Annotated in this window: 16 protein-coding genes; 8 read left to right on the top strand and 8 right to left on the bottom strand. The window is 61.1% G+C overall.

Annotation, left to right across the window (positions count from 1 at the left end; all coding sequences use genetic code 11):
- Positions 1–224: 224 nt before the first annotated feature.
- The 3 genes from AB4N84_RS28010 to AB4N84_RS28000 all read right to left on the bottom strand — a co-directional run bounded on the left by AB4N84_RS28010 (position 225) and on the right by AB4N84_RS28000 (position 3807).
- Positions 225–878, bottom strand: a complete 654-nt coding sequence (locus AB4N84_RS28010) for a DUF1345 domain-containing protein (RefSeq protein ID WP_460044238.1) — start codon at positions 876–878, stop codon at positions 225–227.
- 143 nt (positions 879–1021) lie between these two features.
- The gene (gudD, locus tag AB4N84_RS28005) at positions 1022–2365 is read right to left on the bottom strand and encodes a glucarate dehydratase (RefSeq protein WP_346830389.1); all 1344 of its coding nucleotides are present in this window, start codon (positions 2363–2365) and stop codon (positions 1022–1024) included.
- 92 nt (positions 2366–2457) lie between these two features.
- Positions 2458–3807, bottom strand: coding sequence for an MFS transporter (locus AB4N84_RS28000; protein WP_460044237.1), 1350 nt, complete (start codon positions 3805–3807; stop codon positions 2458–2460).
- Between the two features lie 346 nt (positions 3808–4153).
- Between AB4N84_RS28000 and AB4N84_RS27995 the strand changes: the two genes are divergently transcribed.
- The gene (locus AB4N84_RS27995; RefSeq protein ID WP_460044236.1) at positions 4154–4867 is read left to right on the top strand and encodes a FadR/GntR family transcriptional regulator; all 714 of its coding nucleotides are present in this window, start codon (positions 4154–4156) and stop codon (positions 4865–4867) included.
- 39 nt (positions 4868–4906) lie between these two features.
- Here AB4N84_RS27995 and AB4N84_RS27990 read toward each other — a convergent pair whose 3' ends face one another.
- Positions 4907–5989, bottom strand: a complete 1083-nt coding sequence (locus tag AB4N84_RS27990) for an alpha/beta hydrolase (protein WP_460047165.1) — start codon at positions 5987–5989, stop codon at positions 4907–4909.
- A 256-nt stretch (positions 5990–6245) separates the two neighbouring features.
- Between AB4N84_RS27990 and AB4N84_RS27985 the strand changes: the two genes are divergently transcribed.
- Positions 6246–7331 carry a sugar diacid recognition domain-containing protein gene (locus tag AB4N84_RS27985; protein ID WP_460044234.1) on the top strand — a complete coding sequence of 362 codons (1086 nt, stop codon included), beginning with the start codon at positions 6246–6248 and terminating at the stop codon, positions 7329–7331.
- Positions 7332–7451: 120 nt separating this feature from the next.
- Positions 7452–8588 (top strand): glycerate kinase, encoded by a 1137-nt coding sequence (locus AB4N84_RS27980; protein ID WP_460044232.1) that lies wholly within the window; start codon positions 7452–7454, stop codon positions 8586–8588.
- Between the two features lie 154 nt (positions 8589–8742).
- Here AB4N84_RS27980 and AB4N84_RS27975 read toward each other — a convergent pair whose 3' ends face one another.
- Both AB4N84_RS27975 and AB4N84_RS27970 read right to left on the bottom strand, forming a co-directional pair.
- Positions 8743–9000: a DUF2790 domain-containing protein gene (locus AB4N84_RS27975; RefSeq protein WP_460044231.1), complete on the bottom strand. Its 258-nt coding sequence runs from the start codon at positions 8998–9000 to the stop codon at positions 8743–8745.
- A 126-nt stretch (positions 9001–9126) separates the two neighbouring features.
- Positions 9127–10671, bottom strand: a complete 1545-nt coding sequence (locus AB4N84_RS27970; RefSeq protein ID WP_460044229.1) for an MFS transporter — start codon at positions 10669–10671, stop codon at positions 9127–9129.
- A 230-nt stretch (positions 10672–10901) separates the two neighbouring features.
- On the opposite strand from AB4N84_RS27970, the gene AB4N84_RS27965 reads away from it, so the two are divergent.
- Positions 10902–11777: a LysR family transcriptional regulator gene (locus tag AB4N84_RS27965; protein WP_460044228.1), complete on the top strand. Its 876-nt coding sequence runs from the start codon at positions 10902–10904 to the stop codon at positions 11775–11777.
- Here the strand turns inward: AB4N84_RS27965 and AB4N84_RS27960 are convergent, their stop codons facing one another.
- Positions 11778–12635: an NmrA family NAD(P)-binding protein gene (locus AB4N84_RS27960; RefSeq protein ID WP_074753220.1), complete on the bottom strand. Its 858-nt coding sequence runs from the start codon at positions 12633–12635 to the stop codon at positions 11778–11780. It lies immediately after the preceding gene.
- Between the two features lie 113 nt (positions 12636–12748).
- Here AB4N84_RS27960 and AB4N84_RS27955 point away from each other — a divergent pair, with 113 nt between their 5' ends.
- Positions 12749–13654 carry a LysR family transcriptional regulator gene (locus AB4N84_RS27955; protein ID WP_460044226.1) on the top strand — a complete coding sequence of 302 codons (906 nt, stop codon included), beginning with the start codon at positions 12749–12751 and terminating at the stop codon, positions 13652–13654.
- An 18-nt stretch (positions 13655–13672) separates the two neighbouring features.
- Here AB4N84_RS27955 and AB4N84_RS27950 read toward each other — a convergent pair whose 3' ends face one another.
- A complete protein-coding gene (locus tag AB4N84_RS27950; RefSeq protein ID WP_460044225.1) occupies positions 13673–15490 on the bottom strand; it encodes a monovalent cation:proton antiporter-2 (CPA2) family protein in 1818 nt (605 codons plus the stop codon).
- Between the two features lie 202 nt (positions 15491–15692).
- Between AB4N84_RS27950 and AB4N84_RS27945 the strand changes: the two genes are divergently transcribed.
- The 3 genes from AB4N84_RS27945 to AB4N84_RS27935 all read left to right on the top strand — a co-directional run bounded on the left by AB4N84_RS27945 (position 15693) and on the right by AB4N84_RS27935 (position 16908).
- Positions 15693–15881 carry a hypothetical protein gene (locus AB4N84_RS27945; protein ID WP_460044224.1) on the top strand — a complete coding sequence of 63 codons (189 nt, stop codon included), beginning with the start codon at positions 15693–15695 and terminating at the stop codon, positions 15879–15881.
- A 183-nt stretch (positions 15882–16064) separates the two neighbouring features.
- On the top strand, positions 16065–16331 hold the full coding sequence (locus AB4N84_RS27940) for a PepSY domain-containing protein (RefSeq protein WP_074753217.1): 267 nt from the start codon (positions 16065–16067) through the stop codon (positions 16329–16331).
- 139 nt (positions 16332–16470) lie between these two features.
- Positions 16471–16908 carry a GNAT family N-acetyltransferase gene (locus tag AB4N84_RS27935; protein ID WP_460044223.1) on the top strand — a complete coding sequence of 146 codons (438 nt, stop codon included), beginning with the start codon at positions 16471–16473 and terminating at the stop codon, positions 16906–16908.
- Positions 16909–16915: the final 7 nt, after the last annotated feature.

Raw genomic sequence — 16915 nt, 5'->3', positions numbered from 1 at the left:
GAGCCCGTTGGAGTGGAACCCTGACAATGCTTGAGATCGAGCATCGCTCTCGGGCCGTGGCGCGATTGCGAACGTTGTGACGATCCTCTGTGGGAGCGAATTCATTCGCGAAAGATGTTCCAGACGACACGGATGCGTTGTCTGTGCCGGCGCATCGCGAATGAATTCGCTCCCACTGGGGATGGGTGTCAGGCATTGGATGTCGCGGTGCCTGACCATTGGGGCTAATTAAACAACCCCGCCGCGATATTGATCGAGAACCCCAGAATGGAGGTGTTGAACAAAAAACCGATCAGGCATTGCGCCAGGACCACCTTGCGTAAGCTCCGTGTCGCCACGCCCACGTCGGAAGTCTGTACCGCGACACAGAGCGTGAACGAGAAGTACAGGAAGTCCCAGTAATCGGGGTTCTGTTCGCCGTCGGAGAAACGCAAAGCTGCGTCTTCGCCGTCCCATGTGTAAAACATCCGCGCGTAATGGAGGCTGAAAATGACCCCGATCAACAGCCACGAGCCGAGGATGGTGAAGCCGGTGAACGTGTAGTGCAGCGCTTTGTCGCTGGCACTCATGTACTTGATCCCGGCGAGTTCCAGGACGATGGCGGCGAGGCTGGCAATGGCCGCCACGCAGACTACCATCAGCACCAGCCCGGCATTTTCATCTTCGACCTCGGCGATCCGTCTGACGTCTTCGGCACTGGATTTGAACGTACGTTGCATGATCAGAATCATGTAGATCCATCCGGCAACGTTCCAGGCGATCAGGCATTTGCTGGTCAGGGTGATCTCGGGTGCGATGAACGCGGATGCGATACCGGCCGCCACCCCAAGTGCAGTGGCAATGGTCAGGCGAGGGTGAGTCTGGGTGAGATGGGACATGGACGACTTCACGGCAGTGACAGGCGACAAACATAGCACGCGTGGGTCGATAAGACGGAAGGTAAGAAAAACGGCGCGCAAGGGGTTACGCGCCGGTCGCCAGTTGGCAATTAACGTGGAACGGTTTCAAACAGCCTCGGCGGTTAACGCACCAGGCATGGCTGCTTGTTGTTGAACGACCAGTTGGGAACGAGGAACTGCATGGCCACGCTGTCATCGCGCGCACCCAGGCCCATGCCTTTGTACAGTTCATGCGCCTTGGCCACCTGGTCCATGTCGATCTCGATGCCCAGACCCGGTTTCTTCGGCACCTGCACATTGCCGCCGACGATCTGCAGTGGCGCCTTGGTCAGACGCTGGCCATCCTGCCAGATCCAGTGCGTGTCGATCGCGGTGATGTTGCCCGGCGCAGCCGCAGCAGCGTGAGTGAACATCGCCAGCGAGATGTCGAAATGGTTGTTGGAATGCGAACCCCAGGTCAGGCCCCACTCGTTGCACATCTGCGCGACGCGCACCGAACCCTGCATGGTCCAGAAGTGTGGGTCGGCTAGCGGGATGTCCACCGATTGCAGTTGAATGGCGTGGCCCATTTCACGCCAGTCGGTGGCGATCATGTTGGTCGCGGTGCGCAGGCCGGTTGCGCGGCGGAACTCGGCCATCACTTCGCGGCCCGAGTAACCGTTTTCAGCACCGCACGGGTCTTCGGCATAGGCCAGCACCTTGTGCTGATCACGGCACAGACGAATGGCTTCTTTCAGCGACCAGGCGCCGTTCGGGTCCAGGGTGATGCGCGCTTTCGGAAAGCGTTCGGCCAGCGCCGTGACCGCCTCGATCTCGGCATCGCCGCTGAGCACGCCACCCTTGAGTTTGAAATCTTCAAAACCGTATTGGGCAAACGCCGCTTCGGCCAGTCGCACCACACCTTCCGGCGTCAGTGCTTCTTCGTGACGTACACGGAACCACTCGTTGTCGGCGTCGTTCTCGGTGCGGTACGGCAGGTTGGTTTTCTTCTGGTCACCGACGTAGAACAGGTAACCCAGCATCTTCACTTCGTCGCGCTGCTGACCTTCACCGAGCAAGGCGGCGACCGGGACTTCCAGGTGTTGACCCAGCAAGTCGAGCACCGCCGCTTCAATGCCGGTGACTGCGTGAATGGTGATGCGCAGGTCGAACGTCTGCAGGCCACGGCCACCCGAGTCACGCTCGGCAAAGGTGCGGCGCACGTCGTTGAGGATCTTCTGGTAGTTGCCGACGGTGCTGCCGACCACCAGCGAGCGGGCGTCTTCCAGCGTTTGGCGGATTTTCTCGCCGCCCGGAATTTCGCCGACGCCGGTGTGACCCGCGTTGTCCTTCAGGATCACGATATTGCGCGTGAAGTACGGGCCGTGGGCGCCGCTCAGGTTGAGCAGCATGTCGTCGTGACCTGCTACCGGGATGACGTGCATCTCGGTAATGACTGGGGTGCTGCCGGAGTGCTGTGTGGTCATGGCTAAATCCTTGGGTTTACAGGGCGCCGCGAGGGCGCCGTCAAAACGAGGTTCAGAGTGTTCGGGTTTCGTCACGCCTGACGTTCAAAGTGTCAGGAGTGGCTGGGCGTGGCATCGACCTTGGCCACCGGCACGGCGCCAGGTTTGGGCGAGGTGCGTACGGTGAACACCAGAATCGCCGCAATGATCGAGGTGGCGGTGAGGCCATACAGGCCACCCTGGATCGAGCCGGTCTGTTGTTCGAGGATGCCGAAGGTGGTGGGCGCGACAAAGCCACCCAGGTTGCCCACCGAGTTGATCAGGGCGATGACGCCAGCCGCGATGCGTGCATCGAGGTAGCCCTGCGGGATCGGCCAGAACAGCGACGAGGCGGATTTGAAGCCCATGGCCGCAAAACAGATCGCCACGAACGCGAACACCGGACCGCCCGTGGTGGACATGAACATCCCGGCGGCAGCGATCAGCAACGCTGTGGCGACCCAGGCTTGCTGATGCTTCCATTTGGCGGACAGCGCGGCGAAGCCGTACATGCAAACGATGGCGATGAACCAAGGGATCGAGTTGTACAGGCCGACCTGAAAGTCAGTCAGGTCGCCCATCTTCTTGATGATGCTCGGCAGCCAGAACGTGGCCGCGTAGATCGTCAGCTGAATGAAGAAGTACATCAGGCAGAACAGGATGATCTGCGGGTCCTTGAGCAACTTGCCGATGGACAGTTTCACCGGGTTTGCGGCTTCACGGGCTTGTTGTTCAGCGTCGATCGCGTTGACCAGCGCGTCCTTTTCGGCGGCACTCAGCCATTTGGCGTCATGCGGTTTTGAGTCCAGCCAGAACCAGACGAAGAAGCACAACACCACCGAGAACATGCCTTCGATGAAGTACATCCACTGCCAGCCATGAAAACCCAGGCCTTCGATCTGCAGCAACAGGCCGGAGAGCGGGCCGGAAATCAGCGACGCGAACGCAGAGCCGCTGAGGAAGATGGCGATGGCCTTGCCGCGCTCCACGCCAGGCAACCAGCGGGTGAAGTAATAGATCACGCCCGGAAAGAAGCCGGCTTCGGCGACACCCAGCAGGAAGCGCAGGATATAGAAGTGGGTTTCGGTCTGGATAAAGGCCATGCCGCAGGCGACCAGGCCCCAGGTGAACATGATCCGGGTCAGCCAGATGCGTGCGCCGACTTTTTGCAGAAGGATGTTGGAGGGGACTTCAAACAGTGCGTACGCGATAAAGAACAGGCCGGCACCGAAACCGTAGGCGGCAGCGCCAATGCCCAGATCGTGTTCCATGTGACTACGGACGAAGCCGATGTTGACCCGGTCGATGTAGTTGACGATGAACATGATGACGAACAGCGGCAGGATGTGACGTTTGACCTTGGACACCGCTGACAGCAACGCGGAATCGGGGGCGTCATTCACCCGGGATGAGGATGTGTTCACGCTGGTTAACTTCCACTGATTATTTTTATGCGGGTTGTTATTTCAATTGTGTGTGACAAGGTGTGTGCGCCTTGTTGCCAGTCATCATACAAGTACGATTGCGCGCTGCAAGCGATTTTACGGGGCTTGCAGGAAATATTTCGGCGGAATAGGCTTGCCTGTATGACAAGTTGAATGAGTGCGCTGTCATGGGCGTTGAGCCCGGAATTGCGAGCTCCGCAATGGGCTAAGCGGTTGAGCGAAACGCACGATGCGCGATCTTCTTCTGACCTGTCCCGCTGAAAAAATACAAGTGAGCCAGCGCCTGTTTTCGGCCCACACCCGTCACTGATCGGACAACCTCATCATGCAAACCCCTGAACGAGCGATTCCTAAACGTCGTCAGCACAACCTGGCGACCGATCTGGTCACCGACCTGAGCCAGCGCATTCTGATGGGGTCGATTGCGCCCGGTGACAAGCTGCCCTCCGAAAGCGAGATCGTGCGCGAATATGGCGTCAGCCGCACCGTGGTGCGTGAGGCGATTTCCAAGCTTCAGGCGTCGGGATTGGTGGAAACCCATCAGGGCAAGGGCACGTTCGTGCTGGCCCGCTCGCAGCAGAGCGGCTTGCATTTGAAGGTGGAGACGGCGTTCAGCGTGCGTCACATCATCGAGCTGAGGATGGGCCTTGAAACCCAGGCGGTCGCGCTGGCGGCGCAGCGCCGTACGCACGATCAACTGGCTAAGATGCGCGTGGCGCTGGACGATTATCAGGACTTGCTCGCCAAAGAAGACAGTTGCGTGGAAGCGGACCGGCGCTTTCATTTACTGATCGCCGAGGCGACCGGCAATCCGTACTTCGTCGAGATCCTGCAAAATCTGGGCAACGCGGTGATCCCGCGCAGTCGCATTGCATCCAGCGAACGGGCGGGGAGCAGTCTCACTCATCACGCCTATCTGGCGAACCTTGAACACGAAGCGATACTGGTCGCCATTCGCAGGCAAGACCCCGATGCTGCGCGGGCGGCGATGTGGACGCACTTGAGCAACAGCCGCGAACGGCTGGCGCCGGTGGAGTGAATGCATCAGCGGCGAGCGCCCGAATCCCTGTGTGCGGCTTCACTTTGCCGCGCCCAAAACTCCCATCATCACCCCCGTCTGCCACTCGAAATACGGGTTGAACGTCAGTCGCGCAAACACCTTGCCCGGCTCGCGATGGCCCCAGTCCGAGTACCACACCGGTTCGCCGTTCAGGCATTTCTGCATGCCGTCGGCCTGCTGACCGTTCCAGCAGATTCGCTGTTTCCCGTCTTTGCCGTACAAGGGGTCATCCGGCGAGAACATCAAGCCCATGTGCGAGAACTGGGCGATGCGGTCCTGCGGCAGGTAGTCAGTGCGCACCAGCACCCGGGGCGTCTTCGCTTGGGTGGCGGGGCTGTCGCCGTACCAGATCAATCGACTCGCCGGGTGGCTGAAGCGCGCGTTGAAGGTGTCGAGCACATACGCGGTGTCGAGCACCGAGTCATGCTGGGTAATGGCGATAAACACGGGCTTGGGGTAGGGCCGGTCCGCCAGATGGTCCTGCGCCAGCAGCGCACTGCGATAGAACTGCGCGAAGCCGTTGGTGGGCACATTCAGGTAGCGCACCGGCGTTTGCATGGGCCGGACATCGTCGTTCGGGCTCGCCAGCCAGGGCCGAAACCAGCCAATGTATTGCGTGAGCCAGGCGTAGCTGTTTTGTGGCCTGAACGCAGGGGAGAACAGCACCAGCCCGGCGATTTCCGGATGCTCGTAGGCGTAATCCAGCACCAGATTGGCGCCGGTGGAGAAGCCGCCGAGGTACACCGCGGGCACCTCGCTCTCCATGATTCGCGCCTGCTCGCCTACAACCTGTTGCCATTGTTTCAAGGTCACATCGAGCATGTCCGCAGGCTTGCTGCCGTGCCCCGGCAACAACACCGTGCGCACCAGGAATCCTTGCCCGGCGAGTGTTTGCCCAACATCCTTGAACGAAAAAGGCGAATCCCCAAGGCCATGCACCAGAAGAATGCCTCGTTTCGCAACCCCACTGGGCCGCCATTCACGAGGGGCATTCCACGACAGCTCTGCAGCGTGGTCGTCGGTCTGAAACGTACGATTGGCCTGGAGCCATTCGAGGGTCTGTTGACGATAGGCGGCAAAACTCGCCTGACCCAGCGGCACATCGCTGGAGGCGCAGGCTTGCAGGGTCAGCAGTGAGAGGAACAGGGCGAGGCGGTGTAGGGGCAAGTGGAAGTTACTCTTCGCGTCAGTTCTCTATCAGTCGGCACTCTGCCATGCCGGCGACGACTTGGGTATTGGTCGCGAACAATCGTGGCGCAGGACCTCTGCGTAAAAATCAGGCAGACTCCCCTTAACCAACAAAAACATGTCGTGATGTGTATGAACCTTCAATCGCCCAGCTCGCCGGATGTGCCCCGTGTTTGCCCTTGATCATGCCCTGGCCCAGGACATCGTCGATCGGGCGATGGCGATCTTGCCGTGCAACGTCAATGTGATGGATTACCTGGGCATCATCATTGGCAGCGGTGAGGCGGAGCGGTTGTACACGCGGCATGAGGGCGCTCAACTGGTGTTGGCCAACAGCCGCGTGGTGGAGATCGATTCTCACACGGCCAAGCAGTTGAACGGCGTCCGGCCGGGCGTGAACCTGCCGCTGATGCTGGATCAACAGCTGGTCGGGGTATTGGGCATCACCGGTGAACCGGATCAGGTTCGGGTGTATGCCGAGTTGGTCAAGATGACCGCCGAGATGCTCATGGAGCACCGTCGTCAGCAGGCGGATCAACAGTGGCGGCATCAGCGCAGCGAGGACCTTCTGTCGCGTCTGCTGTTGGGTGACAGCGCACTGCACTTGATCGACGAGGCGGAGCAACTCGGATTGCAGCCGCAACTGCCGCGCCAGGCCGTGCTGATCGAGCTGCCGGCAGATGCTGGGTATGCCGGCCAGCTTGCGGCCTGGCTCAACGGCCGTTATGCCAACAGTTGGTGCGTGTCCTGCGAGCCGAGTCTGGTTTACTGGTGCCGCGCGGCCGGTAAAGACCGGGATGACGCGCTGTTACTGGAACAGTTCGATGAGCAAGGCTGGCCGGTGTTGCGCATGGCGACGGTCGAACCTTCATCGGATCTCCAATCGTTGCGCAACGCCTGCGCCGCGGCCCGCGACCTGCTCGATTACGCCCGTCACGTTCAGCCGCAACAGAAACTGTTGCGCCTGGCGACTCATCGCCTGTCGGTGCTGTTCTGGCGCAACCGGCATGACTGGCTGGCTGAGGGCGTGGCAGAACCGGTCATGAAATTGCAAGGCAACGGGCAATTGCTCGACACCCTGCGTGCCTGGTTCGATTACAGCGGCGAAAGCCAGGCCTGCGCCGATGCGTTGGGGATTCATCGCAACAGTTTGCGTTACCGGCTGGAGAAAGTGGCCGAGGTCAGCGGGTGCGACCCGTATCGCACCGATGACCTGTTGCGGCTGTATCTGGGGATGCAGATGGTGGCGCGCTGAAGCGGTGCGCGTGATGTTTTGTTCGGATGAACAACAGGATGGCTGGGCCGTTGTGCGAAGGTCAGGCGGAAAAAATGGCGGGCAGTGAGAAGATCGCGACTATCGAACAAGGAGAACACCATGAAAATCGTCATTGCCCCGGATTCCTTCAAGGACAGCCTCAGCGCACAAGGTGTGGCTCAAGCGATCGCCACGGGTCTGCGTGACGTCTGGCCAGATGCACAGCTGATCGAATGCCCGATGGCCGATGGCGGTGAAGGCACCATCGAGGCCGTGCTGGCGGCGTGCGACGGGCAATGGATGAAAAACCGGGTGACGGGCCCGTTGGGTCAGCCGGTGGAGGCGCAGTGGGGCTGGCTGGCGGAAACCCGCACCGCAATCATCGAAATGGCCATGGCCAGCGGTTTGCAGTTGCTGACCCTGGAACAGCGTGACGCCACGGTCACGACCACCTACGGCACCGGCGAGTTGATCGCCGCCGCGCTGGAAGCGGGCGCTCAGCGCATCATCCTGGCCATTGGTGGCAGTGCGACCAACGATGCGGGCACCGGCATGCTGTCGGCCCTCGGCGCGCGTTTTCTGGACAGCAATGATGAGCCTTTGCCGCCGGGCGGGCTGGCGCTGAGCAAGGTCGCCCGGATCGAGATCGAGCACATGGACCCGCGCCTCAAGGACGTGCAATTCGAAGTCGCCGCTGACGTCAACAACCCGCTCTGCGGTGCGCAAGGCGCCTCGCATATCTTTGGTCCGCAAAAAGGCGCGTCGCCTGAACAGGTCCTGGCGCTGGATGCCGCACTGGGCCACTTCGCCAAACAATCAGCCAGCGTGCTGGGCAAGGACGACAGCGAGCATCCCGGCAGTGGCGCTGCGGGCGGCATGGGCTTTGCGGCGAAGGCCTATCTGAACGCGTCGTTCCGTCCTGGCGTGGACGTGGTCGCCGACCTGACCGGTCTGGCAGACGCCTTGGAAGGGGCCGACCTGGTGATCACCGGGGAAGGGCGTTTTGATGCCCAGACGTTGCGCGGAAAGACGCCGTTCGGTGTCGCCAAAATCGCTGCGCGCGCGAACGTCCCGGTGATCGTGCTGGCGGGCACGTTGGGCGACGGGTATGCCGATCTCTACGAACACGGCATCAGCGCCGCATTCGCCCTGACCAGCGGCCCGATGACGCTGGATCAGGCCTGTCGCACTGCCGCGACACTGCTGCATGACCGCGCTCGGGATCTGGCGCGGGTGTGGGCGCTGGCCGCGCGGTAGGTCTCCGAGGCCAACACACCTGATTCGCCGCGACCCCTCGCGTATCGGCAGGCCGAACGCAGGATCAGAATGTGCGTGGTCGTCATGAGTGCGAGAGGTCGCCGTTGTTATTGTTGAAAGCGACCTTTCTCAGGCAGCGACTGAGCCCTGCGAATCAGTTGTCGCCCAGGCAGGTGTTGCCGCTGGTTTCGTAGCGCAGGGTGTGCGCCTTGCCCATGTGATCGACATAACCCAGGTCCACTGGACGCACGCCGCAGAAGTTCAGGTTCGGTGTCTTGGTCACTTCAGCGATGTCGACCTTGGTGCCGTAGGTGTATTCCTGAACCTGCGGCATGTTCTTCACGTCCGCGTTGGCGGTCAGGACGAAGCTGCTCAGCGCGGTCAGGGTCAGGGCGATCAGTGTGGTTTTCATGGTGGGCTTCCTCATATCGAGCGGATGACTTTCTTGAGCCCGTATGACGAAGCGCAGCGAGGGTTATTCCCTGCACGGAGGATAAAAAGGGACGCGCCCGGCGAATGGCTCAAGCGGCAAGACTGATCAGGCGACGTTCGGCTGTAATGTCGGGATGGGTTTGCGCATCAACGTGCCCACCAGCAGCGCGGCGAACAGACCGACGAATCCCGCCACCCACAACACCGATGCAAACCCCGTGACGAACGCCTGTTGCGCCAGCGGTTGAACCACTCCCCGGGCGCTGGCACCGACGGATTGCAAGGCGGCCGTCATGTCCCCGGCCACCACGCGCGAGGCGATGAATTCGGCCTGATCCAGCCAGGCAGGCGCACTGTTGTGCAGGTTGGTGGTCAGGGCATTTAAGGCGTGGCTGGCGAGCAGCGCACCGTAGACGCCAACCGCCAGCATGATCGCGCTGAAACGCATCGTGGTGCTCATGCCCGACGCCATGCCGGTGCGTTCGCGCGGCACGCAGGCCATGATGTTTTTCTGGGTGTCGCCGTTGAGCAGACCCGCACCGGCTCCGGTCACCGCCATGGCCAGTGCGAACGCTGGGTAGCCCCCGGTGGACGTCGCCCAGGCGCACAACAGGTTGCCGGTGCTGACCAGCGTCAGCCCCAACGCCATCATCGCGGCCGCAGACAGATGACGCGACAGCCCTGGCCCCAGACGCGGGCACAGGAGCATGGTGATTGCAAACGGCAGCATGCCCAGTCCTGAATCAATCGCGCTGAAACCCAAGCCGTTCTGCAGGTAAAACGGCAGCAGCGTCATCATCACCTGCGCGCACCCGGCATAGGCAAACATCCCCAGCAGCGCGCCGACGAACCTCGCAGATTTGAACAGGTGCAAGTCCACCATCGGGCGGCGTTGCACGCGTTCGGCCAGAAAAAACAGTGCCAGCAGCAGGCCGCCGCCCATCAATCGGGCAAAGGTCAGCGGGTTGTCCCAGCCGATCCGGTTGGCCTCGATCAGGCCCCAGATCAGACTCAGCAGACTGGCACTGAAAAACAGGCTGCCCCACGGGTCGAGGCGCGCCGATTGTTCGTTGCGTGATTCGCCGATGTTGCGCATCACCATGCTCAGCAGGATCAGGCCGACCGGCAGGTTGAGGAAGAAAATCCAGCGCCAGCCGACCAGCTCGGCGATCAATCCGCCCACCGTTGGCGCGGCGGTCATCGCCACGCCCATGCACGCGCCCCAGAACGCCCAGGCCTTGGCCCGCTCGGCTTCGTCGTGGAAGACATGGCCGATGGTAGCCAGTGCCGAGGTCAGCAACAGGGCTGCACCGACGCCTTTGATGGCTCGTGCGATGTCGAGCAGCAGGATAGTCGGCGCTGCGCCGCAGCCCACCGAAGCCAGAATGAACAGCACCAGGCCAGTGAGCAGCATTTTCTTGCGACCGAAGCGATCGGCCAGGCTGCCCGCAGGCAGCAGCAACGCCGCGAAGGCCAGCATGTAGGCGCTGACCACCCACTCAATGTCGGCAAACCCGGCACCCAGATCGCGCGCAATACTGGGCAGGGTCACCGCAACAATGTTCGTGTCGAGGACGATCAGCGAGCACACGCCGGAGGCAGTGAGCAGGGTCATGCGAGGGCTGATGATTCGGGCGCTGGCTGACGGCATGGCGATGACTCCGGCAACAAATTAGGTTCTAGCTAATGTTTGCGAAACCGTTCTTTAGCGGTGCACTGGCCCTCAAGGGCCTGACGCCAAATGACCAAGGTGCTTCAAACATCGGCACTCATGGCGCGCCCGCTACAGAGCTGGATCGGTGAGGGGTTCACAATACCGCTGGATGGCCTATGCTGCGTTACCTGTGCCGAACGTTTTAATTACCTTTGAGGTAACGACTGATGGAAATTCGTCACTTTCGCTACTTCCTTGCCGTCGCCAGACACCGACACTTCACCCGGGCCGCCGAGCAGTTGGGCATCGCGCCCCCCACGCTGACCCGGCAGATTCAAGATCTCGAAAGCGCGCTGGGCACTCGGTTGTTCGTGCGCGAGCAACGGGAAGTCCGCCTGACCGATGCAGGTCGCGCCCTGCAGATCGAGGCGGAACTGGCGGTGCGGCAGTTCGAAACGGCGCAATACAACGTGCAGCGCGCCGGACGTGGCGAGGCAGGAAGAATCGAGCTGGGGTATGTCGCGTCTGCGGTGTTCTCCGGTGTGCTGCAGCGTCAGGTCGGCGAGTTTCGCCAGCGCTTTGCCGATGTCGATTTCAACCTCACCGAGTCCCCCATGCCGGCCTTGCCCAAGATGATCGAAGAAGGACGGCTGGACGTGGGTTTCATTCGTTCGCCCATGAGCTTGCCGGAGTCCGTCAGCGCGGTGAAGCTGCTGACCGAAGGCTTTGCGCTGGCGCTCCCGGCCAGCTCGTGGCTGTGCAAGCTCAAGGTGATCAACGCGATCCACTTGCAGGCCGAAACGTTCATCCTTCCCGAACAGATCTCCGGAACACTGGAAGTCGCCGCGCAAGGCGGTTTCGCGCCGACGCTGGGCCCGCAGCCTGGCGGCCTGGTGTCGGTAATTGCCTTGGTGAGTCTGGGGCAGGGGGTGGCGGTGGTGCCGGAGTCGGTGGTCGATCACATCACCTTGCCGAACGTGGTATTCAGACGCATCGAAGGCTGTGAGCCGACCTCCTATCTGTCATTGATCCACCGGCGCTACGAGAAAGCGCCGGCGGTTACGCGTTTCATTGAGCACGTCAAAGCGTTTCGCGCGCCGTGATCAACCGTGTCGGGCCAAGAGTGCTTCCAGCACGCTCGCCAGGCTGACACGACCTTTGCGGGGCAGGCCTTCGAAGCGAATCCAGCCTTCGTTGAAACCGTCGAGCATCTGCATGCGCGGCACCGGGTTGCTCATGCCCTGTGAGGTGAACAGTGCGTGCCAGGTCTCCCGAGGAACGACCTCCATGGTGACCGGTTTGCCCAGCAGCTCGCTGAACGTGTCGGCGATCTGGTTGGGCGTCACATGCTGCTCGCCCTCCAGTTCGACGATGCGTTTGCCAAACCACTGTTCCTGCAACAACTCGGCCGCGACGCGACCGACGTCGGCGGTGGCAATCATCGGTACAGGTTTGTCCAGCGGTTGTAAAAAGCTTGGGATCACGCCGGTCTGAAGGGCGGGCTCGACGTCCCACAAGCAGTTTTCCATGAACCAGCCGGGCCGCAGAAACGTCACGGGCAGGTCGAGTGCACTCAGGCTTTTTTCCAGCCACTGCAGTTGATTGAGCAGATTGGGCTCGGTGGCCTGCGCGCCGATGGTGGACAGGCATACCACTTTGCCGGGACGTGCGGCGGCCAGTGCGTCATGCAAGTGGGCGATGACCTTACGGGTTTCGGGAAAGCCTTCGGACGGCGAAAAGTTGGGGGGCAACAGGACGAATACCGCCGTGCTGTTCTGGAAGGCCTGGGTCAATGCAGAAAGGTCGTCCACATCCGCTATCGCGACATCGCAACCTTGGCTGGCCCAAGACTCGCCTTTCTCGGCACTGCGCACCACCGCGCGCACCGGCTTGCCCGCTGCCAACAGGTGACGCGCGACTTCGCTGCCCACTTGCCCGGTCACACCCATGATTGTGTACATGCTGAATGCCTCATTGAGGGCGACCTCGCGTCGCCGATTCGAGCAGTATTGCGCCGACGCTGTTGATTCTCCGATAGCATGAGCGTCATTGCAGGCATGCCAAGGAATCATTAATGAGTTTCGACGGACGTTTAGCGAGCGGTATGGGAGTTCTCTCGGCCGTGGTCGATACCGGCAGCTTTGTGAAAGCCGCCGATGTGCTCGACATGACCCAGTCAGGCGTGAGCCGCGCCATTGCTCGCCTGGAGGCTCGGCTGGGCATCCGGCTGTTCGATCGCACCACGCGCTCGGTGAAGCTGACCGATGAGGGGCGACGGTTGTATGAGGACATCGCGCCGCTGCTGGCCGGCCTGGAAGAAGCGGCGACGCTGGCATCGGGCAGTGCCACGGCGGTAAGGGGGCGTCTACGGGTCAACGTCGATCCATATTTTTCCCGGCTGATTCTGGCGCCGGCGCTGGGCGACTTCATGGCCACTTATCCTGAACTGGAACTGGATCTGCTCACCCGCGAGCAACTGGGCGATCTGGTGGCCGATGGTGTTGATCTGGCGGTGCGGTTTGGTGAACAACCGTCGTCTTCGCTCATCGGGCGACAGTTGCTCAAGACACGCGTGTTGACCGTTGCATCGCCGGCTTACCTGAAAAAACACGGCCGCCCAAAGCATCCCACGGACCTCGAAAGCCCTGCGCATGTGTGCATCGATTTTCGGGATTCGCAGACCGGACGGCCGTTTCCGTGGGAATTTCATCGGGGTGCCGAGCGCCTGATCGTCAACACGCGCGGGCGGCTGATGGTCAACGATGTGGGCACGATGCACCGGATCTGCGAGGAAGGGCAGGCCGTGGCGCAGGTGCTGGAACTGGGCGTGGAGGCGGCGATCAGCGACGGGCGGCTGATCGAGCTGTTTACGGACTGGCCAGACGAGTACTTCCCGCTGTATGCGTTGTACCCGTCTCGGCATTTGCCGCCGGCCAAGGTGCGCGCCTTTCTGGAATTCGTGGTCGCGCTGAGCCGCTGATCTCTCCCGCTGAAAGGCCTAGCCTTTGGCGGCCTGTTCAGCTTCCTCGTCGATGCGGTCGGACTCGAACAGTTCCGCCAGCTCCGCTCGGGATTCCAGCGCGCTCTGCATGACCTTGGCTGCGTCATCGTAGATCAGGTGTTGACGGTTGAGCACCTGTTCGTCGTGACGCTTGAAGCGACTGATGCGCGCGGCCGCCTGCGCCTCGCTCAAGCCCAGCCCTATAAGCGTGCGGCGGGTCATCTCAAGGCTGGAATAAAACGTTTCTCTCACCGGGTCGGCATCGAGGTCCATCAAGCGATGTACGTGCTGGCGGTTACGCGCACGGGCGATGATTTTCAGATGCGGGTAGAGCTTGCGCACCAGCTCGGCGGTCTTGATGTTGGTGTCCGGGTCGTCAGTGGCAATGACGAAATACTCCGCCTGATCAACCTTGGCGGCACGCAGGATTTCCGGGCGTAGCGGGTCACCATAAAACACGGCCACGTTGCCTCGGCTGCGGGTGAGCTCGATGGTTTCCACCGACGTGTCCAGGGCCACGAACGGGATCTTCTGTGCGCGCAGCACCCGCGCGACGATCTGGCCCATCCGGCCCATGCCCGCAATCACTACGCGGGGGTTGTCGGACTCGATTTCGCGATATTCATCCGGCACGGGTTTGTGCACCGGCTTGGGCTTGAGCCAACGCGACATGACCAGCAGCAACAGCGGCGTCAGCGCCATCGACAGGGTGATGGTCAGCACCAGCGTGTCGTACAGTTGCGCATCGAACAGGCCTTTGTCACGACCGATCTGGAACACCACGAAGGCAAACTCACCCCCGGCGGCCAGCACCAGACCGAGGCGCAACGCGCTTTGTTTGCCCAGTCCACCGGCCAGACGCCCGACCACGAACAGCAAGGGCAATTTGAGGCCGATCAGCAGCAGCGTCAGACCCAATACGACGATCGGAGAGCTGAACAGCAAGCCGATGTTGGCACCCATGCCCACGCTGATGAAAAACAGGCCCAGCAGCAAGCCTTTGAACGGCTCGATCTGTGATTCGAGCTCATGGCGGTATTCCGAGTCGGCCAACAGCAGACCGGCGAGAAACGCACCCAAGGCCATGGACACCCCGACCAGGTCCATCAGCCACGCAGTGCCGATCACCACCAGTAACGCAGTGGCGGTAGACACTTCTTGCAGCTTGGTCTTGGCCACGATGCGAAACACCGGACGCAGTAAATAGCGGCCACCGACCACCACGACCGCGATGCCGCCGAGCACTTGCAGGCCGTGACGCAATGAGTCGCTGGAGCTGGCGTTGTGATCGCCGCCCGCGAGCATGGGCACCAACGCAATCAAGGGAATGGCCGCGATGTCCTGAAACAGCAAAATGGCAAAGGCCAGGCGGCCGTGCGGCGCGTTCAGTTCCTTGCGCTCGGCCAGGCTTTGCAGGCCGAAAGCCGTCGATGACAACGCCAGGCCCAGACCCAATACGACCGCGCTGTTCAGTGGCTGGCCGAAGCCGAAGAGGGCGACCGCGCCGATCATGACACCGGTGAGCAACACCTGCGCCAAGCCAACCCCGAACACCGATTTACGCATGACCCAGAGGCGTTTTGGCGACAGCTCAAGGCCGATGATGAACAGCAGCAAGACCACGCCCAGCTCGGAGATATGCGATACGCTTTCCAGGTCGCTGATCAGCCCCAGACCTGCGGGGCCGATGATCACGCCGGCGATCAGGTAACCGATGACAGCGCCCAGTTGCAGCCGTTTGGCCAGTGGAACGGTGACGACGGCGGCGAGCAGAAACACGACTGCAACCTGCAGCGGGCTGCCTTCATGGGGCATTGGGGACTCCTTAACAGAAACAGTGAAATTTCCTACACAATGGCGCGTATTAAACCACGTCATAGTGACAAGAAACGCCGACCGAGACGCTTCGCCGCAGGTTCAGCGGGCGCTCCGGGATGCCAGCAGCGCTTGGAGGGCGTAACATGTCGGGCGCATTCGCGCCGCGCCTATGATTTCGACCGTTTTCAGGAAACTCGCAATGACCAACAAACAGCGTCTTATTTATTCGATCATCATCGCCCTGAGCGTACTGGTCATCATGCTCGGCTTGTCGCACCTGCAGACCATCGGCGTGCTCGACGAGAAGATCTTCCAGTACATCGCGATCTTCGTGGCGGTGGTGGTGGTCGTGTTGAACGGTGTCTTGCGTCGCAAGGTCAAGCGCTGATCTGAGAGCGACTCAATCCGGTCACGCCCCTATGACCGGTTTTCGGTGGGAGCGGGCGAGCTCTCTGCTCCTGCCAGCCGACTGCATCACTCGGTTACACAACCTCGCCTGAACTATTTTTTCCCCCGGCAACTCCAAAAACTCGCACGTCATAAAGCCCGCGAAGGGAAATGGAGTTCAAACATGATTAAACAACTTACCGCTGCCGTTGTTGCCACTGCTGCACTGGCCACTGCTCAATTTGCCTTGGCCGACAAACCCGCCCCGGGCTGGATCACCATCGAGAAAGCGATTGAAAAGGCCAAGTCGGCGGGCTACACCGAGATCTACAAGATCGAAGCGGACGACCATGGTTACTGGGAAGGTGAGGGCCGCAAGGCGGACAGCGTGACGTATGAGTTCCGCATCGACGCCACCTCCGGCAACGTGCTGCGCGACCAGAAGGACTGATTCGACGGCGTTCAGCCGCTCTTGTAGGTCCCTGCGGGAACACCGTTCGGTTGTTCCCGCACTGTTGGCGCAAGGCTTTACTCCTTTCATTGAATCCGACACCCTTGCCCCCCTATTTCCCGTCAGCAGGAAGCGACGCATGAGTGTGCGGATCGAATTCAAAAGCAATCCCGACGAAGATGAACGCCTGCAGATCCTCGAACCGCTCAAAGCGTACAACGCTGAGAAGGCCGGCGATGGGCTGTCAGAAAAGTTCGCGTTTTTTGTGCGAGACGAGCAGACCGATGCGGTATTGGGTGGTTTGCACGGACGGATCCTTTACCGCTGGTTGTTCATCGAATTGCTGGTGGTCCCTGAGCAGGCGCGGGGGCAGCGGATGGGCAGCCAGTTGATGGACAAGGCCGAAGCGTTCGCCCGTGAGCGGAACTGCGTCGGGATCTGGCTCGATACGTTTGATTTCCAGGCACCCGACTTCTACCGCAAACACGGTTATGAGGAATTCGGCCACCTGGATGATTACCCGCCGGGGCATCAGCGCCTGTTCTTCCAGAAACGGTTGATGCCGATGGTGAGGTGATCGGCGT

The sequence above is a fragment of the Pseudomonas sp. S2_H01 genome, from assembly GCF_054668305.1.
The sequence above is the reverse complement of the archived record's forward strand: the minus strand, read 5'-3'. Positions and strand labels throughout refer to the sequence as shown.